Genomic DNA, 21,398 nt, shown 5'->3' on the forward strand with positions numbered 1-21,398 from the left:
TGCCTGGGCCGGGGTGACGTGGCTCATACGGATAGCCTTGCAGGGCTATGTCACCCCGGAACAGGAAACCGTCGAAGTGGCAGCGGCCCGTCAGCGACCGGCCGTTGCTCGGTGGCAGCCAGCTCCGGGAGGAGCGCGCCGACGGCGGGTGGATCGTCCGCCGGGTGTCCGGTTCCGCGTCCGGCAAGTCCTACCGCTGCCCGGGGTGCGACCAGCAGATCGCGCCCGGCACGCCGCACGTCGTGGTGTGGCCGGAGAACCCCAGCCTGCTCGCCGCGATCGGCGGCGCCCAGTCCCTCGACGAACGCCGCCACTGGCATACCGCCTGCTGGCAGCGCCATCGCTGAAAGGCTCCTGCATGAAACTCCCGGTCGCGTCGTACGGCGACTCCGGTACGCCGGTCGTGGTCATGCACGGACTGTTCGGGTCCGGCCGGAACTGGATGACCGCGGCTCGGCGCCTCGCGAGTGCGCACCGGGTGTTCGCGTTCGACCTGCGCAACCACGGCACCTCGCCGCACACCGACACGATGAGCTACCCGGAGATGGCCGACGACGTCCGGGAGACGATCGAGTCCCTCGGGGTCGGGCCGGTCGCGCTGGTCGGGCACTCGATGGGCGGCAAGACCGCGATGCTGACCGCGCTGCGGTTCCCCGAGGTCGTCGAGCGCCTGGTCGTGGTCGACGCCGCGCCGGTCGCCTATCCGCCGGCCTTCGTCGAGTACGCCCAGGCGATGCGCAACGCCGATCTCTCCTCGGTCCAGCGCCGGGCCGACGTCGACGCCCAGTTGGTGGACGCCGTACCGACTCCGGGGACCCGCGCGTTCCTGCTGCAGAACCTGATCCTCGACGATGCCGGTGCCCGCTGGCGGCCGAACCTCCCGGTGATCGAGGCGGCGCTGCCGGCCATCTCCGGCTGGCCATCCGACGTCGCGGGCCTGCACTACGACGGACCGACGCTGTTCATCTACGGCGGCAAGTCGGAGTACGTCCAGCAGGACCACCGCGCGACGATCGCGGCGTACTTCCCCCAGGTCCAGTACGCCGAAGTCCCCGAAGCCGGCCACTGGGTCCACGCCGAGCGCCTCGACGACTTCCTCGCGGCACTGACACCCTTCCTGCCCTGAGGAGTCCGCTTGCTCGGTAGTGTTCAGGTAAACGGTTGTCAGTAATCTATTGACCTCTGACTGAAGGCATCGGTAAGTTTTCAACCCAGTTCCTGCAGGATCCACGATCTGGGTTGGTGGTTGGCGATGGCAGTCCGGACCGGCGCGGAGCGTCTGGCCGGGGAACCGGGCCTGGTGGACGACGGCCGCCTCGGATTGATCACGAATTTCACCGGCGTCCTGCCGGACCTGCGACCGGCCTCGGTCGCGCTGCTGGAGGCCGGCCTTCCCCTGACCGCGCTCTTCGGTCCCGAGCACGGTCTGCGCGGTACGGCGCAAGCCGGCGAGAGCGAGGCGGAAGGCGTCGACCCGGACACCGGGCTGCCCGTCTTCGACACCTACCGGCGGCACGGTCGTTCCTTGGACGATCTCTTCTCCGGCGTCGACGTGCTCCTGTTCGACATCCAGGACATCGGCACCCGGTTCTACACCTATATCTGGACGATGTACGACTGCCTGAAGGCGGCCGAACGTCTGGGCAAGCCGTTCGTCGTCCTCGACCGGCCGAATCCGCTCGGCGGCGTGCGGGTCGAAGGCCCGGCACTCCAGCCGGGTTTCGAGAGCTTCGTCGGCCGCGCCCCGATCCCGCTCCGGCACGGCCTGACTGTCGGCGAGCTGGCCCGTCAGTTGGGTGAGGCAACGGTCATCACGATGGACGGCTGGAGCCGCGACTCGTGGGGGACCGGGATGACCTGGGTGCCGCCGTCGCCGAACATGCCGACCCTCGACACCGCCCTCGTCTACCCCGGCACCGGGCTCTTCGAGGGCACGAACCTCAGCGAGGGCCGCGGCACCACGCGGCCGTTCGAGACCATCGGCGCGCCCTTCGTCGACGCCCGGTTCGTCCCGGCGTTGCGCGAGTGCGAGCTGCCCGGCGTCGTGTTCCGCCGTACCTGGTTCGAACCGGTCTTCAGCAAGTACGCCGGTCAGGCGGTGCCCGGGGTCCAGGTGCATGTCGTGGACCGGGCGGCGTACGAGCCGGTGCGGACCGCGCTGGTCATGCTCCGGGTGCTGAACGAGCTCTACCCCTCCGACTTCGGCCTGCTGCCCTCGCTCGACAAGCTCTGGGGCTCTGACTCGCTGCGCAAGTCGCTCGAGGCGGGAGAGGACCCGGTAGCCCTGTTGCCCTCGACAACTCTGAGCTGGGCACGGCCGGATGCGCTGCTCTACGAAGGGACGGCCTGATGACCCGCTCGTTGGAAGGCGGTGACGGCCAGATGGTCGGTTCGTTGGAAGGCGGTGACGGTCAGATGGTCGGCTCGTTGGAAGGCGGTGACGGTCAGATGGTCGGCTCGTTGGAAGGCGGTGACGGTCAGATGGTCGGCTCGTTGGAAGGCGATGGCGGCCTGGTGATCCGCTCGTTCGAAGTCGGTGACGGTCCGGCGCTCGCCTCGGTGTGGACCGCCGCGGCGCCGGCGGACCCGATCGGCTACGCGCGGTTCCTCGACCAGTTCCTGCTGGACCGCAACTTCGACCCGGCCGGCCTCAAGGTTGCCGTGCACAACGATCAGGTGGTCGGCGCGGCCTACGCCGTACGACGACTGATCGCGGCGGCAGGTGACGACCTCGAACCGGCGAGCGGATGGATCCCGTTCTTCTTCGTGCACCCGGACCATCGGGGCCGGGGTCTCGGCCGCGAGCTGCTGACGGCGGCCATCGACTGGCTGCGCGACCAAGGGCGGTCGGAGGTCTTCTTCTCGTCGTACACCCCGAACTACTTCCTCCCCGGCCTCGACAGCGCCCGCTATCCCGCCTCCCAGCGGCTGGCCGCGGCCCTCGGGTTCGAGCCGCAGTACGACGCGGTCGCGATGGACCGGAGCCTGGTCGGGTACGAGATCCCGGCGGAGGTCCGCGACCGGATCAACATGTTGATCAATGATGGATACACGTTCGGGACGCCGACCGGTGATGAGTTGACCACATTGATCAACATTGCCGGCGTCGATTTCAATCCGGACTGGGCGCGAGCGATCCGTGAGGCCGTGGTGGCGGGTATGCCACTGGACCGGATCGTGGTCGCGCGCGATCCCGGTCGCGGGATCCTCGGGTGGGCGATGCACGGCACCTACGAAGGTGTGATCGATCGCTTCGGGCCGTTCGGCGTACTCCCGGACAGCCGTGGCACCGGGCTCGGCAAGGTGCTCCTGCATCTGACGCTGGAGCGGATGGCCGGCCTCGGCGCGCACAGCGCGTGGTTCCTGTGGACCGGCGAGAAGTCCGCGGCCGGGCAGCTCTATCTGAAGACCGGCTTCACCATCACCCGCACGTTCACCATCCTCCGGGCTTCCCTGGTCCGGTCCGACGGGAAGGACTGATATGCGTATCAGAAAGGGCATCCCGGCCCTGGTCGCGGCACTCGGACTCATGGCCACCGGCGCTGCCTGCGGCGGCGGGGACGGATCGGGCGGTGGTGGCGGCAAGGTGCAGCTCACGCTGCTCAGCCACTACGCATCGGATCCGGCCAAGAGTGGGCTGGACAAGATGATCGCGCAGTGGAACAAGGAGAATCCGGACATCCAGGTGAAGTCCGAGGTGGTCAAGTTCGATGACCTCCTGACCACGCTCACGGTCCGGCAGACCGGCGGCCGCGGTGCGGACATCGTCAGCGCCTACGGGCTGTGGGGCGGCCAGTTGGAGAAGGCGAACGTGGTGGCGAAGGTGCCCGACGAGATCGCCCAGAAGATCAAGGCGAGTTACAGCCCGGCGGCCCTCGGCGCGGTCACGACCGGGGACACGCTTCTCGGGTACCCGACCGAGTTCAACACGTACGCGCTGTTCTACAACAAGAAGGTCCTCGCCGCGGCCGGCGTCAGCAAGCCGCCGGCCACCTGGGCCGAGCTCGAGGATGTGGCGAAGAAGGTCGTCAAGCGCGATGCCAACGGCAACGTCCAGGTCGAGGGCCTCAGCCTGATCCAGGACGGCGACAACAAGTCGGCGCACCCGTTCCTGTCCCTGCTCGACTCGGCCGGCGGAACGTTCCTCGGCAAGGATGGCTCACCGCAGTTCAACAACGACGCCGGCAAGTCCGCTTTGCAGGTCGAGGCCGACCTGGCCGCGGCGAAGGCGACCAACCCGTCGATCTCGCCGACCAAGCAGTTCCGCAGTGGTGGCGTCGCGATGGCGATCCAGGCCGGCTGGTGGCTGGGCAGCCTGAAGACCCAGATGAAGGACAAGTACTCCGACGTCGGCGTTGCCCCGATCCCGGGACCGACCGCGGGCAGCAAGGGATCGCTCGCGTACGGCTTCTTCATGGGCGTGAACCAGCGCAGCAAGCACTCCGACGAGGCGTGGAAGTTCCTCAGCTGGCTGAACGAGCACCAGACCGAGGGCGGCGTGACCGAGATGGGCAAGTGGCTGGCCGACCAGGGCCTGATCCCGCCGCGCGCCGCGGACGCCGCGACGTACCAGAAGACTCTGACCGACCCGAACTTCAAGCCGATCTACGCGGCCGCGGAGTACGCGATGCCGGAGCCGAACCAGGCGGGTGCCTACGAGGCGAAGACCGCTCTGCACAATGCGATCATGACCGTGCTTGCCAATGGCAAGAGTCCTGACGAGGCGCTGGCGCAGGCGGCCAAGGCAGTCAAGCCGCAATGACGACCGCTGTTCAGGTCCGCACGGCCCCGGTGACCGTGGCCAGGCGACCTGCCCTGCATCGCGAGGGACGGGCGGCGTACCTGTTCCTCGCGCCGTCGCTGCTGTTCTTCTGTGTGTTCCTCATCCTGCCGTTCATCTTCGCCGTCGTGCTGGCGTTCTCCGACTGGGGCGGGTTCGACCTCGGCACGATAGAGTTCGCCGGGATCAAGAACTTCGCCGACGTGCTGAGCTTCGACGGCACGTTCGTGAAGCCGATCCTGGTGAACACGCTGCTGTTCGCCTTCGGGTCCGTGGTGATGGCCACGGTCGGCTCGGTGCTGGTGGCCTACTGCATCGACCGGCTCAGCTTCCAGGGGTTCTGGCGCGTGCTGTACTTCCTGCCGGTCGTTGCGACGGTGGTGGCCATCGGCAACGTGTGGAAGATGATGTACCAGCCGGCCGGTCTGATCAACGGCATCCTGAACAAGCTCGGCGTCAACAGCATCGGCTTCCTGTCCGACGCGTCGTACGCCTTGCCGTCGGTGACCGTCGTCCACGCCTGGGCCTCGATCGGGGGCGCCGTACTCATCCTCACCGCGGGGCTGAAGGCGATCCCGGGCATGTACTACGAGGCCGCCGAGGTGGACGGGGCGAACAGCTGGCACATGTTCTGGCAGATCACGCTGCCCTTGCTGCGGCCCTCACTGTTGTTCGTGTTGATCACACAGTTCATTGCCGGCCTGCAGTCGTTCGCATTGATCATTGTCATGACGGGTGACGGCGGACCCGTCAATGCGACCAACGTGGCGGCGTTCGAGATGTACCAGCAGGCGTTCAAGTTCGGCGCCTGGGGGACGGCGAGCGCGATGGCGATGGTGCTGTTCGTGGTGATCTTCGTGATCACGCTGCTGCAGTTGTGGATCGCCCGGCGGCGCGGGGAGGAGACGTCATGAGGCGCCGACGGTTCCCGTGGTTCTCGTACCTGGTGGTGATCCTGGGCGGCGTCGCGATGGTGATGCCGTTCCTCGACATGCTGATGAGCTCGTTCAAGGGTGCGGGGGAGTACGGCGTGATCCCGTACCAGTTCCTGCCGAAGTCCTTCGGGCTGGAGAACTACGAAGCGGCGTTCGACCAGCTCGAGCTCGGGCGGCTGTTCCGCAACAGCGTGATCGTCACGGTCAGCGTGACCGTGAGCGTCCTGGTCACGTCGTCGATGGCGGGCTATGCGTTGGCGAAGCTCCGATTCCGCGGCCGCGCGGTGATCTTCCGGTTCATCCTGGCCACGATGATGCTGCCGCCGTTCCTGCTGCTGATCCCGACGTTCCTGATCATGCTGAACTGGCCGTTGGCCGGCGGCAACGACCTCCTCGGTCGCGGCGGCGACGGCGGTCTCACCACCAGCCTGATCGCGCTGATCCTCCCGTTCACGGTGAGCGGGTTCGGCATCTTCCTGATGCGCCAGTTCATGGTGTCGCTGCCGGACGAGATGCTCGAGGCGGCCAAGATCGACGGGGCGAACCAGTGGCAGACCTGGCGCCTGATCGTGCTGCCGCAGACCAAGCCGGTCGCGATCACACTCGGCCTGATCACGTTCATCGGGCAGTGGAACGAGTACATCTGGACGCTGTTGATCTCGTCGTCCGACCCGTCCCTGCAGACTCTCCCGGTCGGGATCCAGTTGCTGCAGAGCTTCCTCGACCCCGACCGCACGATGCCGATCGTGATGGCCGGCCTGGTGCTCAGCACCCTGCCGGTGCTCGTCGTGTTCCTGCTGTTCCAGAAGTACTACGTGCGAGGCGTCGTACTGAGTGGCCTGAAGTGAGGAGACCCTTGTGACCAAAACAGTGCTCGCCGTCGGGGCGCACATCGGCGACATGGACCTGACCGCCGGTCCGACCCTGGCGAAGTTGGTCCTGGAGGGCGCGAGCGCCACCATCGTCGCGCTCACTCCGGGGGAGCGGGGTCACCCGCGGATGACGCCGTCGGAGTACAAGAAGCAGAAGATCGCCGAGGGCGAGGCGTTCGCAGCCGCGATCGGCGCCGACTTCCTGGTCCTCGACCACAGTGACGGCTTCCTCCCCGACTCCGACGACGTCGCGCTCGAACTCGCCACGATCATCCGCGACAAGCAGCCCGACACGCTGATCACCCACTGGAAACACAGCATCCACCGCGACCACGAACATGCGTCGAGCCTGGCCGAACGGGCCCGGTTCCTCGCCGGTCTCCCGTCGGACCAGGAGATCGACGGCATGGAAGGCGCCGTGGGCAAGCTCGCCGCGCTCCCGCGGCACGGCGTGCGCTCGGTCCTGCACGCGGAGAACTGGGAGGACATGGAAGGCTTCCAGCCGTCGATGTACGTCCCCATCCCCGACGAGGCCTTCTATCTCTGGGTCTCCGCCATCCGCCATCAGGCCTTCGCCCGCGGCGAGACCTACGGCTTCCGCTATATCGACTACTACACCGCCCTCATGACCACCCGAGGCTGCCTGGCCGGCTACCCCCGAGCCTGCGCCTTCCACACCAACCCCACCCCCGAAATCACCAAACTCGCCGGCCCGTAGACCTCACTCGTAGCGGAGGGCCTCGGCGGCGGGGATGCGGGTGGCGAGGCGGGCGGGGAGGCTGGTGGCGAGGGCGACCAGGAGGATGGTTCCGATCGGGACGAGGGCGAGTGTCCACCAGGAGGCGATCACCCGGTCCTCGCGGCTTCCGCCGGCGATTCCGTACACGGTGATGTAGAGCGCGATGCCCACCGGGATCGACACGATGACCGCGACGACCGCGAGCGCGACGTGGGCGCTGATCAGGCTCGACGCGATCTGCCGGGGTGTCAGGCCGACGGACTTCAGTACGCCGTACTCGCGGACGCGCTCACGCACCGAGAGGAGGGCGACCGCGATCAGGGTCGTGACGGTGATCAGGAGGAGCACGGCGTCGAGGGTGTAGACGAGGACGGGCAGCTCACGCGGCACGTCGCTGACCTCGTCGGCGGCGCGGGCGTTGAGGTTCGCCTGCATCGAGAGCGCGAAGACGACGGCCGCGCCGGTGACCACGATCGCACCGGCCAGCCGCGTGGCTCGGTGTCGCCGGGTGACAAGGTCCTTGAGACCGAGCGACAACACGACCGGAAGGGTCGCCCGGCCGATCAGGCGCCCGAGCCGTGATCGCGACGCGGGTGCCGCAGAACCGGACTGGATCGCCTGCAGGACACTGAACCCGGTGCCACGGCGGGCCGACGACGCGGCGCTGCCGATCAGCACGATCAGCACGGGGCAGGCGGCGATGAGGAGATGCCACGGGTTCATCGCGATCGTTGGCGCTCCCACCATTGTCGCGACACTCGACGCGGCCAGCCGTGGCGCGAGCACTACGCCGATCGCGAAGCCGAGCACCACCGCGATCAGCGCGAGTACGGCGGACTCGAGCGCGAACACGAGAGTGATCTGCCGTGGCGTGACACCGACAGCCTTCAGCAGTCCGATCTCGCGGTACTGTGCGCCGGCGCGGGCCGTGACCAGGATCGCCACCACTGCGAAGACCACGGCGAGCAAGACGATGGTGTACGTCGTCAGCACGAGCCGAGTGGGCGCCGCCTCTTGCAGTGCACTGTCGCGCTGATCCTGCCACGTTTCGAAGGCGGCGGTGCTCGGCGGCACGGCTCCGGCAGCCCGTACGGCGAAGTCCGGTGCGGCAGCCGGATCGGCGAGACGGACGGCCTCGGTCCAGCGCCAGCGACCGGTGTCCGGCTGGATGCGCTCCAGTGTGGCGCGTGATACCCAGGCCAGCCCGGGATTCCGGCGGGGATAGCGCGGCTGGCTGGGCGACACCGCGGTACCGACGACGGTCAGCTCCACCGGGTCGCCGGTCGTTGCCAGGCGCAACGTCGTACCGACGGTGAGACCGAGGGCGTCGGCGAAGCTGCGCTCGAGCACAATCCCATCCGCGGGGTGGCCTGCACCGTCGATCGGGATTGCTGTGTTCACGTGTGGCGCGGATGCCTGGCCGGCGAGTTGCAGTCGGTCGGTCATGCCAAGTACGGCGGCGTTGGCGTTCGGGATGGGCTCGTCTCGTTCGGCGACGCCGGGGAGGCTCGCGATCTTGTCCGCATCCGCCGCCGAGGCGACGTTCGCGAGGACGTGGGCGCCGTTGGCCTCGGCGAAGGTCCGCTGCCACGGATCGCGGACAGTCGACCCGACCTCGAGCGCGAGCACGATGGTCGCGGCCGCGGCACCGCAGAGCAGAACCGTCAGCGCGCTCGCGAGTAGCCGGGAGCGGAGTCCCGCGAACGCAAGCCTGGCCAGGGTGAGCGTCATACCGGCCTGACCAGGGTGAGCGTCATGCCGGTCCGCCGGCGTCGAAGGGGAGCGTGACCGGTCGGGCCGATTGCAGCTCGGTGTCGTCGTTCACCAGCCCGTCGCGAAGGGTGATGACCCGATCCGCGGCGGCGGCGACGCGGGTGTCATGGGTCACCAGCAGCAGCGTCTGGCCCCGGTCGCGGGCGGCACGGAGCAGGGCGAGCACCTCGCGGGACGAGGCCGAGTCGAGGTTCCCGGTCGGCTCGTCGCCGAGCAGGATGTCCGGCGTGTTTGCCAAGGCCCGAGCGAGGGCGACCCGCTGTTGTTCTCCGCCGGACAGCTGGGACGGCGCCGCGTCGTACTTGTCGTCGAGTCCGAGGTCGTCCAGCAGTCTGCTCGCGATGTCCCGGGCGTCCTTCCGGTGCCGTCCGACCAGGAGGAGGGGCAGTTCGACGTTCTCGACGGCGGACAGGGTGGGCATCAGGTTGAAGAACTGGAACACGAACCCGACCTTCTGCCGCCGCATCCGGGCCAGTGCGGTCTCGCTCAACTGGTCGATCCGCTCGCCGCCGAGCCAGACCTCCCCGGCGGTCACGCGATCGAGCCCTGCCATCAGGTTGAGCAGCGTGGACTTCCCGCACCCACTCGGGCCCACGATCGCGACGAACTCGCCCCTGCTGATCGTGAGGTCGATACCGCGGACGGCCAGGACCTGGGTGCCCCCGGTGTCGTAGGTCTTCGCGAGCCTTCGGGTCTCGAGTACCGGTGTCATGCCGGCTCCCGTTGCATCGGCAGTCGCTGCTCGATCAGGTCGAGCCACTCCAGGTCGGCCTTCAGGTGCAGGATCGCGCCCTCCGCCAGCAACTCGGCCGCGGGCCGGGACCCGTCGGCCGCCACCATGGCGTCGAGGTCGCGCAGGGACTGCAGGTACTCGCGCCGCTGCCCGGCGATCAGCGTCTTCGGCTCGGCCAGACCCGCGGACGCGAGAATCACGAGCTTCATGAAGAACTCGTCCTTCAGCCGTGTGCCCGGCACCGGCGTCTCGATCCATCCCGTCAGCGCCGCCCGGCCGGCCGCGGTGAGCTCGTACACCCGCTTGCGCCGGTTGTCGCCCTCGATGCTCTGCCCGACCACCAGCCCGTCCCGCTCGAGCCGCGCCAGCGTCGAGTAGATCTGCCCGGCGTTCAGCGCCGGCAGCAGGTCCCCGAACTCCTGCTCGAGGGCTTGCTTGATCTCGTACCCGTACCGGCTCTCGTCAGCCAGCAACGCAAGAAACAGCGACCGCATAGATAGCAAGAATATATACCCGCTACCTATCTGTCCAGACCCTGCTCGTGGACTACATTCCGACAGGTTGCTCGGGCTCTGGAGGGGGATCGTTGGGTACGTCGTACTCGCCGTCGGACAAGGTGGCCGTGGCTTTCGAGGCACTCGTCGATGGGGAATGTCAGCGGCGTGAGTTCGACCGGGGCGGTCGGGCGCTGCGGTGGCTCGAGGCGGGCGCCGGGCCAACTGTCGTGTTCGAAGCCGGCGCGATGTCACCGGCCGCCGGGTTCGCGGCGGTGTTCCAGGCGCTCGCTCCCGACTATCGGGTGATCGTCTACGACCGGGCTGGGTACGGCGCCAGTGATCCGGCGCCGCTCAGCCTGGATCTGCAGCTCGGTGATCTGCTGGCAGTCCTTGAGACCGTCGGACCCTGTGTCGTTGTCGGGCACAGCTGGGGTGGTCTGCTGGCACAATTGGCAACCTGGGCACGGCCCGGACTGGTCAGTGGCCTGGTGCTGCTCGACCCGTCACACGAGATCCTCTGGTCGGAGCTACTCACTGGAGACGGCCGCGCGGAGGTAGGCCGGCATCCGAGCCGGACCGCGTCGGCGAGTGAGGATCCGCGGAGTGCGGATGTGCTGAAGTTCGGTCGCGAACTCGCCACTGACGTCGCCCGCAGCGTCGGAGGCGATGAGCGCCTCCAGGGCCTGCTGGTCGAGGCGTGCCGGTCCTACCTGGAGACCGACGAGCAGCTGTTCACGTACCTCGACGAGTTCCCGATGATCCTCGACCACGTCGACGACCTGGCCGCCCGCCGTACGCACGGCGTCTGGCCGGAGCTGCCGGTCGTGGTGCTCACAGCCACCAAGGGCAGGCCTGCGGACAGCACCGAGCAGGTCACCGCAGTCCTGGACGAACTGGTTGCCACAGTCAACGGTCGCCATACCGTCGTCCCCGACTCCGGCCACCACATCCACCTCGACCGCCCGGACCTCGTCGTACGGGCGGTCAGAGACGTAGCCCCCGGCGCTTAGGAATCGTCGGCCTTGCGGACCCAGACCTCTCGGATGATGAGGAGGATGGCGGCGGCGGAGGGGATGGCCAGGAGGGCGCCCACGACGCCGAGGAGGGCGCCGCCGAGGAGGGCGGCGATGACGGTGACGGCGCCGGGGATGTCGACGGCTCGGCGCATGATGCGCGGGGCGATGACGTAGTTCTCGATCTGCTGGTAGATGATCCCGTACGCGAGACAGGCGACGCCGGTCCACAGGCTGTCGGTGAAGCCGATCAGGGAGACGAGGACGACGCCGATCAGGCCGCCGACCATCGGGATGAAGGCGGTGAACATGACCACGATCGCCAGCGCCACGGCGTACTCGCGCAGACCGACGATCTCCAGGAACACGAACATGCAGAAGCCCGCGCAGAGGGCGACCGTGAACTGGCCGCTGACGTAGCCGCCGACCCGGGCCAGCACCTCGTCGCCGAGGATCGAGACGCGAGTACGCCGGGTCCGCGGGACCAGGCTGTACGCCGCGCGCTTGACCGACGGGAGCGAGGCGAGGAAGTACAGCGTCAGGATCAGGATCGTGAACGTGTTGAACAGCGCGTTCGCGACCACCTTGCCGACACCGAGGATGCCGCCGAACGCGCGCTGCGCCAGTGCCGGGTCCTGGATGTAGTCCTTGGCCTTCTGGACATAGTGGTAGCGGTTGTCGAGTTCGTCCAGCGTCTTCGACTTCTGCACCAGGTCGAGCCACTGGGGTGCGTTCCTGATCAGGCTGTCGATCTGGTCGGTGACCACCGGCACGATCGCGAACCCGACGCCGGCGACCGCGAGGATCATCAGCAGGAACACGACGCCGACGGACAGGCCGCGCTTCAGGCCGCGGCGCATGAACCACTCGACGAGTGGGTTCAGCCCGACGGCGATGAACATCGAGACCAGCAGCAGGATCAGGACCGAGCGGGCCTGGCCGGCCGCGTTCCACAAACCCCAGGCGACCAGTACGCCGAGTGCCGCGAAGAAGCCGAACATGAACGGGCTCGAGCGCCGCAGCGGCGGACCGGGCAGGCCCATGCCGACGTCCGGGTGCCGCTCCTCGATCAGCATTTCACTAGCGAGATCGCCGTCCGCCTTCTCCGCCGGAGCCCTGGCCTCCGCCGACCTCACAACCTCTCCAGCCGACTCACCCGCCTTGTCAGCGGACTCATCGGCTGCGTCGGCGGACTCGTCGGCCTTGTCCGCAGACTCATCCGCCTTGTCCGCAGACTCATCCGCCTTGTCCGCGGACTTGTCGGCTTTGTCTGCCGATTTGTTGGCTTCGTCGGCCGATTCGCCGGCTGTGTCAGCTGACTCGCCTGCTGCGTCGGCCGATCCGTTCGCCTGTCCGGCGGACTTTGCTGCTGCCTCGGCGGAGCGGTCCGCTTGGTCCGCCGCCTGTTCTGCTTCGGCGGCGGCCTCCTGCGCTTCGCGGGTTGCCTCGGCGAGGTCCCGGTCGGGGGTTGTGGTGGAGGTGTCGTCGCCGGCTGGCGTCACGTCGTCTTGTCCTTCGGGGATCGCGAGCCCGTCGTGGCCTCGTCGGTCTTCTTCTCGTCGGCCACGCCGTTCGGCCGGGCCTGAGTCTCCCCCGACACCAGGTCATCCAGCCTGAACTCGTCGATCTTCGTCGAGTCCGCCGGCTCGTCGTCCGCCTTCGAATCTGCCTTGGAGTCGGTGCCTGTCGAGTCGGAACCCTTCGAGCCGGCGGCCTTCGAGTCAGCGGTCTTCGAATCGGCGGCCTTCGAGTCAGCGGTCTTCGAGTCGTCGTCGGCCGACGCCGTGGACGTCTTGGACGACGCAGACCGGGAGGACCCGCGAGCGGTCGACGCGCCAGAGTTCGACGACCCCGAGCTCGACGACCCCGAGTTCGACGCGGCAGAGCTGGACGCGGCAGGGGTGGACGACGCAGACGTGGACGACGAGGCGGAGGTGGACGTGGGGGAGTCGGACTCGTCGGCCGGGCCGCCGGCGGTCTTGCTCACCAGGGCGTCGGTGTCCTTCGGGTCGACCCGCAGGGCGGTGTCGATGCGCGTCTCGTCGACCCGCGCGTCACCCGCACCCAGCCCGACGAACGGGCTCGCCCCGGTGAACGGTCCCTCTGCACCCTCGTCGTACGACGCCTCACCCGACGCCGGCGTAGACGTCGCGAACGGGCTGTCACCCTTGGGCGCGAACGGGGTCTCGCTCTTGGGCGCGAACGGCCTGTCGTCCTTCGCAGTGAAGGGGCTCTCGTCCTTCGAAGCGATCGGGCCGGCAGCCGACGGTGCGTCGAACGGGCTCGGGGCGGGTGCCTCCGGCGGTGCCGCGAACGGGCTGGGCGCCGGGGCGTTCTGCGGCCCGGACAGCGGGTTGCTCGACGGCCCGCCCAGCGGGTTCGGCGACTCCGCCTGCTGGCGGTTGAACGGGCTGACGTACGCCGGAGCCGCGGTCTCGGAGTCGAGTTCGGCGGCCTGGCGGGCGATGTTGCTGGCGATCTCGTTCAGACCCGCGATCTGGGTCAGGATGCCGTCGCGGCGCTTCGCGAGCCGCTCGGTCTCCCGGGCGACGATCGTGCGCGACCGCTCCGCCTCGTCCGCGGCGTTCGCGAGCTCCGACTCGGAGCGGGTCCGGGCGGTGGTCAGCAACTGCTCGGCCTCGCGCCGCGCCCGGGTGATGGTCCGCTCGGCCGACTCCTCGGCCTCGGCGCGGATCTTGCGGGCCTGCTCGGTCGCCTCCGCCACCCGGCGCTCGGAGGCCTCGGCGGCCTCGCGCATCTGGGTGGTGAGGTTCTCGGTGTCGGCCGCGATCTGCTGGTGCTTGTCGGCGAGCTCCTTGGCCTGCTGCTCACGCTCGTCGGCGAGCCGGGCCCGCAGCGCGGCGGACTCGCGCTGGATCGCCGTCCGGATCTTCTCCGCCTCGTGCAGGGCACCGTTCTTCAGCGTGCTGGCCTGCGACTCGGCGGTCAGCTGCAGCTGCTCGGCCTTGCGCCGCGCGGCCTGCAGGACCTCGGAGCCCTCGGTCTCCGCGGTACGGCGCAGCTCGGCGGCGTCGCCCTCGGCGGTCCGGCGCAGGCTGTCGGCCTCGTTCAGCGCGACCGAGCGGATGTCCTCGGCCTCGCGCTCACCGGTCGCCCGGACGGCGGCGGCCTCCTTGGCTGCCGTGCTGCGCAGCTCGTCGGCCTCGCGGCGGGCTTCCTCGAGCGCCTCGGACGCCTGGTCCTGGGCGAGCCGGAGGATCTGCGCGGCCCGGTCGCCGAGTCCGGCGTACGACGGGTTGGCACTGGCGTCGAGCTGACGCCGGGTCTCCTCCAGTTGGCGCTGCATCGGCGCGACACTGCCCTGGAGCTCATCGGCTCTGTTACGGGCCTCGACGAGTTGCATTTCCAGCGCGCGGACGTAGTCGTCCACGGCCTGCTTGTCGTACCCACGTCGACTGACCGGGAAGCCCCCGGCCGCTGTCGCCGTACGGTCGAAAAATGGCAGGCTCGACTCGTCAGGCATTCCCGAGATTCCCTTCTGGCGGCTCACTGAATCCCCCACCTTAAGCCTGTCAGAACTCGGGCGTAACCAGCCAATCGGGCCCCTGGGACGACCCGGCCCAACCGTTATCTGTTACGGAAGCGATTGATGGCGGCCTCGTGCTGGGCCCGCAGCGACGGATTACGGACGCCGAGACCCTCGCTCGGGGCCAGGGTGAGTACGCCGACCTTGCCCTGGTGCAGGTTGCGATGGACGTCGTAGGCCGCCTGCGCGGTGTCCTCGAGCGGATAGACCTTGCTGACCGTCGGGTGGACCATGCCCTTGGCAATCAACCGGTTCGCCTCCCAGGCCTCCCGGTAGTTGGCGAAGTGAGAGCCGATGATCCGCTTCAGGTTCATCCACAGGTAGCGGTTGTCGTACTCGTGCATGAAGCCGGACGTCGACGCGCACGTCACGATCGTCCCGCCGCGCCGGGCGACGTACACCGATGCCCCGAACGTCTCCCGCCCCGGGTGCTCGAACACGATGTCGGGGTCGTCGCCACCGGTGAGCTCGCGGATCCGGGCCCCGAACCGCTTCCACTCCTTCTGGTCCTGTGTGGTCTCGTCGGCCCAGAACTTGTACCCCTCGGCCGACCGGTCGATGATCAGCGACGCCCCCATCGCCCGGCAGATCTCCGCCTTCTCCGGCGACGACACCACGCACACCGGGATCGCCCCGCCGTTCAGCGCGAACTGCGTCGCGTAGGAACCCAGCCCGCCCGACGCACCCCAGATCAGTACGACGTCGCCCTGCTTCATGTCGGCGCCGTTCGCGGACACGAGCTGCCGGTACGCCGTGCTGTTCACCAGACCCGGTGACGCGGCCTCCTCCCAGGTGAGGTGCTCCGGCTTCGGCATCAGCTGGTTCGACTTCACCAGCGCGAGCTCGGCCAGGCCGCCGAAGTTCGTCTCGAAGCCCCAGATGCGCTGCTCGGAGTCGAGCATCGTGTCGTTGTGCCCGTCGGGCGACTCGAGCTCGACGGACAAGCAGTGTGCGACCACCTCGTCGCCCGGCTTCCACGCGTTTACGCCGGGCCCGGTCCGCAGTACGACGCCGGCCAGGTCCGAACCGACCACGTGGTACGGCAGGTCGTGGCGGGCGGTCAGCGGCGACAGCTTCCCGTACCGCTTCAGGAACGCGAACGTCGACACCGGCTCGAAGATCGACGTCCACACGGTGTTGTAGTTGATCGCGCTCGCCATCACCGCGACCAGCGCCTCACCCGGCCCGAGCTCGGGCGTCGGTACGTCGTCCAGGTGCAGGCTCTTGCGCGGATCCTTCTCCTTGCTGTCCAGACCCTCGAACATCGTCGCCTCGTCGGAGTGCACGGTGATGCCGCGGTAGTGGTCCGGTACGTCGAGTTCACCGACGGCCGTGGTGTCACCGGACAGAATCGCTTCGAGGATCTGCTTCACGTCCTACCTCCTACAGCGGCGGTCTGGGTGAGCGGAACTTACCGCTGAGTATGCACGTCTGGCTGTGCCTTGTAACACAAGCAGGGGCCGGTGAGACGACCGTCACTTTTGCAGTCCACCGTTGTCAGTGGTCTTATTCAGCGCAGGCGCGTGTAGAGCCGTACCTGGGTGAAGTCGTCGCCCGAGCGCAGCTGCACCAGATCGCACAGCTGGTTCGCGAGCCACACGCCCCGGCCGCCGAGTGCGTCGAGTGGCGGGAGCACGCGTCCGACCAGCAGGTCGTCGATCCGTCCCTGGTCCTCGACGTCGCAGACCAGTGAGCCGTCCTCGATCCAGACAGACAATGTCCCAGTGCCGCCGCCGAACCGGATGCTGTTCGTGCAGATCTCGTGCAGCGCCAGCTCCAGGTCGTCCATCCGATCCCGCGACACCCCGTGCGACGACGCCCGCGCATTGACCCATTGCCGGATCTGCGCAAGCTCGCCGCGGCCGAACTCCCACCGCTCGGCCCGATCCGGTACGGCGGGCAGCGCGGTGCGGAATGTCTTCTCTGCAAGGCCTTCCGGCACCGAGTGGGTCGCCGTCGGATCGATCCCGACGGCCGCATCGTACGGACAGCGCAACCGGAAACCGACGGCGTCGGCGAAGGCCACCGACAGCAGAGCCTCGTGCAGCAAGGCTTCCTCGTACTCCGCTGCCGTCCGGCCCGCGTATGCCGGTTCGCCGAGCCCACGGACCGGTCGGCCAGGGTGCTGATCGAGGACGTCACGCCAGAACGGAATGATCCGGGCGGGATTGTGGCCGGCGACTGTCATATCGATAAAACGCACCTGGTCGGCCGCCTCACCGAGCGCCTGGCGCAGCTCGGCAATCCGCTCCGGGGGCAGTGCGACCACGACCTTCTCACCGGCAGCCAGGCCGTCACGGACGTACGGCGCCGCGGAAAGCACGAACTCCTCGCCAGAGGCATAGACGAAGGCGTCGTGCCGGAACCCCGCGTGCGCACCGCCCAGTGAGTCGGTGGCGCTGTCCTTCAGCACGCGAACAGCCTAGTCCGGCGATCGCTACCGAGCGGCGTGTCGGGGCGCGCCGTCACCCGGTGTTCGAGGCCCGTGACAGACCGGTCGTGAAGGCCGCGTTCAGGCCGGCTCGACGAGCTCGACCAGTACGCCGCCGGCCGAGCGCGGATGGATGAAGTTCACCCGCGAACCGGCGGTGCCACGGCGCGGTTCGTCGTACAGAAGTTCGGCGCCGCGCTCGCGCAGGGTCGCCGAGACAGCGTCGAGGTCGCTGACCCGGTAGGCGAGTTGCTGGATGCCCGGCCCGCGCTGGTCCAGGAACTTCGCGATCGGCGAGGAGTCCGACAGCGGTGCGAGCAACTGGATCGACGAACCGGAGTCGCCGACCGAGAGCATGGCCTCGCGCACGCCCTGCTCCTCGTTGACCTCCTCGTGCGCGACCGTCATGCCGAACACCTCGGCGTAGAACCGGACCGCCTCGTCGAAGTCGGCCACGGCGACACCCACGTGGTCGATCGCGTCGAACAAGGTCCCGGTGACGGTGCTCTTCATAGCGCCAGAGTGGCGCAGCCGGCCGCCGGAATCCATGGAAAGTGGCAGAGCTGACACGACGCGTGTGACTTGATCGACAGCGGCGTACCAGTGCGGTCGCAGGTATCGTGACAACATGTCTGACGCCACCCGTAGTTCAGCGAACACCACTGTCATAGTCGCCGGCGCGCGGACCCCGATCGGGCGGCTGCTGGGTGGCCTCAAGGGCTTCACCGGCGCCGAGCTCGGCGGGTTCGCGATCAAGGGCGCACTGGAGAAGGCCGGCGTCGCGCCGGACCAGGTCGAGTACGTGATCATGGGCCAGGTGCTGCAGGCCGGCGCCGGTCAGATCGCCGCCCGGCAGGCCGCGGTCAAGGCCGGCATCCCGATGAACGTCCCGGCCATCACCATCAACAAGGTCTGCCTGTCCGGCCTGAACGCGATCGCGCTCGCCGGCCAGCTGATCCGCGCCGGTGAGTACGACATCGTCGTCGCCGGCGGGATGGAGTCGATGACGAACGCGCCACACCTGCTGCCGAAGTCCCGCGAGGGCTTCAAGTACGGCGACACCAGCCTGGTCGACTCGATGGCGTACGACGGGTTGTGGGACGCGTTCACCGACCAGCCGATGGGGGCGCTCACCGACCAGGCCAACAACGAGGGCCTGAAGCTGAGCCGCGAGGAGCAGGACGAGTTCGCCGTGCGCTCGCACCAGCGGGCCGCCGAGGGCTGGAAGAACGGTCTGTTCGCCGACGAGGTGATCCCGGTCGAGGTGCCGCAGCGCAAGGGCGACCCGATCGTGGTCGACAGCGACGAAGGCGTCCGCAGTGACACGTCGGTCGAGGCGCTGGCCAGGCTGCGTCCGGCCTTCGGCAAGGACGGCACGATCACGGCCGGATCGTCGTCGCCGATCTCCGACGGTGGCTGCGCCGTCGTGGTGATGAGCAAGGCGAAGGCCGAGGAGCTCGGGTTGACCTGGATCGCCGAGATCGGCGCCCACAGCTCGGTGGCCGGGCCGGACTCGACGTTGCAGAGCCAGCCCGCGCACGCGATCGCGAAGGCCTGCCAGAAGGAAGGCATCGAGCCGGCCGCGCTCGACCTGATCGAGATCAACGAGGCGTTCGCGTCGGTCGGGATCGCGTCCACGCGGGAGCTGAAGGTCGATCCGGACAAGGTCAACGTGAACGGCGGTGCGATCGCCGTCGGGCACCCGATCGGGATGTCCGGTGCCCGCCTGGTCCTGCACCTCGCGCTCGAGCTGGGCCGGCGCGGCGGTGGCGTCGGCGCGGCCGCGCTGTGCGGCGGCGGTGGCCAGGGCGACGCGCTCATCGTCCGGGTCCCGAAGAGCTGATGCCGCGCCGGACCGCACCGGTCTCGGAGCTGGTCGAGCGGGCCCGGGAGGGTGACTCCCGGGCCGTCGCCCGGCTGATCTCACTGGTCGAGGACGAATCGCCGTTGCTGCGTGAGGTGATGGCGGCCCTGTCGCCGTACGCCGGTCATGCGCACATCGTCGGCATCACGGGCTCTCCCGGCGTCGGGAAATCCACATCGACGTCGGCGCTCGTCACGGCGTACCGGGACACCGGGAAGCGGGTCGGTGTGCTCGCGGTGGACCCGTCGTCACCGTTCTCCGGTGGTGCGCTGCTCGGGGACCGGGTGCGGATGCAGGACCACGCGACCGACTCCGGGGTGTTCATCCGGTCGATGGCGTCGCGTGGGCATCTCGGCGGACTGGCCTGGTCGACCCCGCAGGCGTTGCGGGTGCTCGACGCGGCCGGGTACGACGTCGTCCTGGTGGAGACCGTCGGCGTCGGCCAGTCCGAGGTGGAGATCGCCGGGATGGCGGACACGACCCTCATCCTGCTGGCGCCGGGGATGGGTGACGGGATCCAGGCGGCGAAGGCCGGCATCCTCGAGGTCGGCGACATCTACGTGGTGAACAAGGCCGATCGCGACGGCGTACAGAACGTCACCCGCGATCTGCGGCACATGCTCGCGCTGGCCGAACGGCCCGAAGGCGCCTGGTCGCCGCCGATCCTGAAGACCGTTGCCTCGCGCAACGAAGGGGTCGACGAGGTGGTGGCGGCGATCGAGGAACGGCTGGCCTGGATGCGGTCCAACGGTGTCCTGGACGAACGGCGCCGGAGCCGGGCCCGGGACGAGATCGAGGCGATCGCGATGACCTCGCTGCGGTCCCGGTTCGCACACCTGCACGGCGACGCGCGGCTCGACGTACTGGCCGCCAAGGTCGCCGAAGGAAACACCGACCCGTACACGGCCGCGGACGAGTTGATCGCGGCGCTCTGATCAGCCTTACCTGCAACAACCGACCACGGAGTGTCACATTGTGTCTTTTCCTGGTGTTCACCCCATGGTTGTTCCGAAATCGGGCAAACTCCGCAGGATTTCCGGAGTAGCGTGCGATGCACGTCTCACGGCGGCGCGCCGGTGGGTGCCATGCCCCCGAATCCGTTACAGAATGGACCTTGTAGCTGGTGGGCATTGTGCGGTGGGCTGTGTTCAGTCAGTGACAATTGGTGACGGTCCGTGATACAAACTCAAACACAGTCGACCGAGTGGTTGCGAACGAGGAGTGGTGACATGCCGAAGAAGCTGTTGATCTGGTCGGTCATCGCCTTTGCCGCCTTCTATCTGTTCACTCAGCCAGCGAACGCCGCCGATGCGGTGGGAGGCGCGTTCTCCGCTATCGGTGACGCGTTCGAGAGTGTGATCACCTTCTTGAGCGCGCTGTTCAGCTGATCTGCCGTCTGAGTGTCCCGTTACGAGCAATCGTGCGGGACACTTGGCTGTACGGGCCGCGGAGCGGCCGGCTGCGATGGCCAGAGAGGGTGGTAGGGGAGTGAGTGGATGGCCGGCATAGGCCTGTTCCGGATCTTCGACCCGAAGGTCCGCAAGCACCTGATCTCGGACGAGGGCGAGGTCGTCATCGACGAGGTCCGGCAGCACTGGGTGGTGTATTCGGTGCCGATGCTCGAGGTCGCGCTGGCGACCGCCCTGCTGATCGCGATGGTGAGCACGCCGATCGGCGGCCAGCCCATCGTGCTGGCGCTCGTGCTGGTGCTGCTCTCGCATGCCTTCTGGCAGTTCCTCACCCACCACCGGGACCGGTTCGTGGTCACCAACATGCGGGTCATGCGGATCCGTGGCGTCTTCTCCCAGACCGTCGCGACGACTCCGATCGCGCGGGTCCTCGACATCACCCTGAAGAAGCCGAGCATCGGCCGGATCCTCGGGTACGGCCACTTCGTCTTCGAGTCCGCGGCGCAGGACCAGGGCTTCCGGGAGATCAGGTGGGTCAGCCGCCCGGACGACCGGGACCTGACCATCCAGCGCGTCATCCAGCGCACCGGTCTGCGCGCGTCGGCCAGCGTCGACGTGGTGGAGGGCGACGACGACTCCGACGACGACGGCACCGGTCCGATCGGGATGGACTCCGCGCAGGAGATCACCACCACGGTGCAGGCACCCGCACCGGCGCGGCGCGGTGGTCCGCCGCCCTCCTCGGGCCCGGCGTCGAAGTCGATCTTCAACAGCGAACGCGGCAACTGGACCGACGAGGACTGAG

At 68.3% G+C, this 21,398-nt stretch carries 21 protein-coding genes; 13 read left to right on the forward strand and 8 right to left on the reverse strand.

What is annotated here, in order from left to right; translation table 11 throughout:
* The first annotated feature begins 47 nt into the window (after positions 1-47).
* The 8 genes from ACGFH6_RS40755 to ACGFH6_RS40790 all read left to right on the forward strand — a co-directional run bounded on the left by ACGFH6_RS40755 (position 48) and on the right by ACGFH6_RS40790 (position 7,305).
* On the forward strand, positions 48-347 hold the full coding sequence (locus ACGFH6_RS40755) for a hypothetical protein (RefSeq protein ID WP_360440391.1): 300 nt from the start codon (positions 48-50) through the stop codon (positions 345-347).
* Positions 348-358: 11 nt separating this feature from the next.
* Positions 359-1,126: an alpha/beta fold hydrolase gene (locus ACGFH6_RS40760; RefSeq protein ID WP_393395870.1), complete on the forward strand. Its 768-nt coding sequence runs from the start codon at positions 359-361 to the stop codon at positions 1,124-1,126.
* 126 nt (positions 1,127-1,252) lie between these two features.
* A complete protein-coding gene (locus tag ACGFH6_RS40765) occupies positions 1,253-2,350 on the forward strand; it encodes an exo-beta-N-acetylmuramidase NamZ domain-containing protein (RefSeq protein WP_393395873.1) in 1,098 nt (365 codons plus the stop codon).
* Positions 2,350-3,480 carry a GNAT family N-acetyltransferase gene (locus ACGFH6_RS40770; protein WP_393395876.1) on the forward strand — a complete coding sequence of 377 codons (1,131 nt, stop codon included), beginning with the start codon at positions 2,350-2,352 and terminating at the stop codon, positions 3,478-3,480. Before ACGFH6_RS40765 ends, ACGFH6_RS40770 begins: the two co-directional genes overlap by 1 nt.
* A gap of 1 nt (position 3,481) precedes the next feature.
* Positions 3,482-4,762: an extracellular solute-binding protein gene (locus ACGFH6_RS40775; protein ID WP_393395879.1), complete on the forward strand. Its 1,281-nt coding sequence runs from the start codon at positions 3,482-3,484 to the stop codon at positions 4,760-4,762.
* Positions 4,759-5,694, forward strand: a complete 936-nt coding sequence (locus ACGFH6_RS40780) for a carbohydrate ABC transporter permease (protein ID WP_393395882.1) — start codon at positions 4,759-4,761, stop codon at positions 5,692-5,694. The genes ACGFH6_RS40775 and ACGFH6_RS40780 overlap by 4 nt, the downstream gene beginning before the upstream one ends.
* Positions 5,691-6,563 carry a carbohydrate ABC transporter permease gene (locus ACGFH6_RS40785; protein ID WP_393395885.1) on the forward strand — a complete coding sequence of 291 codons (873 nt, stop codon included), beginning with the start codon at positions 5,691-5,693 and terminating at the stop codon, positions 6,561-6,563. Before ACGFH6_RS40780 ends, ACGFH6_RS40785 begins: the two co-directional genes overlap by 4 nt.
* 10 nt (positions 6,564-6,573) lie before the next feature.
* The gene (locus ACGFH6_RS40790) at positions 6,574-7,305 is read left to right on the forward strand and encodes a PIG-L deacetylase family protein (RefSeq protein ID WP_393395889.1); all 732 of its coding nucleotides are present in this window, start codon (positions 6,574-6,576) and stop codon (positions 7,303-7,305) included.
* Between the two features lie 3 nt (positions 7,306-7,308).
* On the opposite strand, the gene ACGFH6_RS40795 is transcribed toward ACGFH6_RS40790, so the two are convergent.
* The 3 genes from ACGFH6_RS40795 to ACGFH6_RS40805 are packed head-to-tail and all read right to left on the reverse strand — an operon-like array spanning position 7,309 to position 10,326.
* A complete protein-coding gene (locus ACGFH6_RS40795) occupies positions 7,309-9,057 on the reverse strand; it encodes an FtsX-like permease family protein (protein ID WP_393395892.1) in 1,749 nt (582 codons plus the stop codon).
* Between the two features lie 22 nt (positions 9,058-9,079).
* The gene (locus ACGFH6_RS40800; protein ID WP_393395894.1) at positions 9,080-9,811 is read right to left on the reverse strand and encodes an ABC transporter ATP-binding protein; all 732 of its coding nucleotides are present in this window, start codon (positions 9,809-9,811) and stop codon (positions 9,080-9,082) included.
* Positions 9,808-10,326 (reverse strand): PadR family transcriptional regulator, encoded by a 519-nt coding sequence (locus ACGFH6_RS40805; protein ID WP_393395898.1) that lies wholly within the window; start codon positions 10,324-10,326, stop codon positions 9,808-9,810. The genes ACGFH6_RS40800 and ACGFH6_RS40805 overlap by 4 nt, the downstream gene beginning before the upstream one ends.
* A gap of 92 nt (positions 10,327-10,418) precedes the next feature.
* On the opposite strand from ACGFH6_RS40805, the gene ACGFH6_RS40810 reads away from it, so the two are divergent.
* Positions 10,419-11,339: an alpha/beta fold hydrolase gene (locus ACGFH6_RS40810; protein ID WP_393395901.1), complete on the forward strand. Its 921-nt coding sequence runs from the start codon at positions 10,419-10,421 to the stop codon at positions 11,337-11,339.
* Here the strand turns inward: ACGFH6_RS40810 and ACGFH6_RS40815 are convergent.
* The 5 genes from ACGFH6_RS40815 to mce all read right to left on the reverse strand — a co-directional run bounded on the left by ACGFH6_RS40815 (position 11,336) and on the right by mce (position 17,833).
* Positions 11,336-12,844 (reverse strand): AI-2E family transporter, encoded by a 1,509-nt coding sequence (locus tag ACGFH6_RS40815; protein WP_393395904.1) that lies wholly within the window; start codon positions 12,842-12,844, stop codon positions 11,336-11,338. The two genes, ACGFH6_RS40810 and ACGFH6_RS40815, sit on opposite strands and share 4 nt — an antisense overlap.
* Positions 12,841-14,826 carry a transposase gene (locus ACGFH6_RS40820; RefSeq protein ID WP_393395907.1) on the reverse strand — a complete coding sequence of 662 codons (1,986 nt, stop codon included), beginning with the start codon at positions 14,824-14,826 and terminating at the stop codon, positions 12,841-12,843. Before ACGFH6_RS40820 ends, ACGFH6_RS40815 begins: the two co-directional genes overlap by 4 nt.
* A gap of 104 nt (positions 14,827-14,930) precedes the next feature.
* Positions 14,931-16,262 carry a crotonyl-CoA carboxylase/reductase gene (gene ccrA, locus ACGFH6_RS40825; protein WP_393395911.1) on the reverse strand — a complete coding sequence of 444 codons (1,332 nt, stop codon included), beginning with the start codon at positions 16,260-16,262 and terminating at the stop codon, positions 14,931-14,933.
* A gap of 137 nt (positions 16,263-16,399) precedes the next feature.
* The gene (locus ACGFH6_RS40830; RefSeq protein ID WP_393395914.1) at positions 16,400-17,302 is read right to left on the reverse strand and encodes an anti-sigma factor RsbA family regulatory protein; all 903 of its coding nucleotides are present in this window, start codon (positions 17,300-17,302) and stop codon (positions 16,400-16,402) included.
* Between the two features lie 99 nt (positions 17,303-17,401).
* Complete coding sequence (gene mce, locus ACGFH6_RS40835) at positions 17,402-17,833, reverse strand: methylmalonyl-CoA epimerase (RefSeq protein ID WP_393395917.1); 432 nt, start codon at positions 17,831-17,833, stop codon at positions 17,402-17,404.
* A gap of 115 nt (positions 17,834-17,948) precedes the next feature.
* Here mce and ACGFH6_RS40840 point away from each other — a divergent pair, with 115 nt between their 5' ends.
* From ACGFH6_RS40840 to ACGFH6_RS40855, 4 genes are all read left to right on the forward strand, one after another.
* Positions 17,949-19,163 (forward strand): acetyl-CoA C-acetyltransferase, encoded by a 1,215-nt coding sequence (locus ACGFH6_RS40840; RefSeq protein WP_393395920.1) that lies wholly within the window; start codon positions 17,949-17,951, stop codon positions 19,161-19,163.
* The gene (gene meaB, locus ACGFH6_RS40845; protein WP_393395923.1) at positions 19,163-20,119 is read left to right on the forward strand and encodes a methylmalonyl Co-A mutase-associated GTPase MeaB; all 957 of its coding nucleotides are present in this window, start codon (positions 19,163-19,165) and stop codon (positions 20,117-20,119) included. The genes ACGFH6_RS40840 and meaB overlap by 1 nt, the downstream gene beginning before the upstream one ends.
* Before the next feature lie 294 nt (positions 20,120-20,413).
* A complete protein-coding gene (locus ACGFH6_RS40850) occupies positions 20,414-20,572 on the forward strand; it encodes a hypothetical protein (protein WP_165555682.1) in 159 nt (52 codons plus the stop codon).
* Positions 20,573-20,680: 108 nt separating this feature from the next.
* Positions 20,681-21,397, forward strand: coding sequence for a PH domain-containing protein (locus ACGFH6_RS40855; RefSeq protein ID WP_393395927.1), 717 nt, complete (start codon positions 20,681-20,683; stop codon positions 21,395-21,397).
* Position 21,398: the final 1 nt, after the last annotated feature.

It is taken from the genome of Kribbella sp. NPDC049227 (assembly GCF_043197265.1).
Taxonomy (GTDB): Bacteria; Actinomycetota; Actinomycetes; order Propionibacteriales; family Kribbellaceae; genus Kribbella.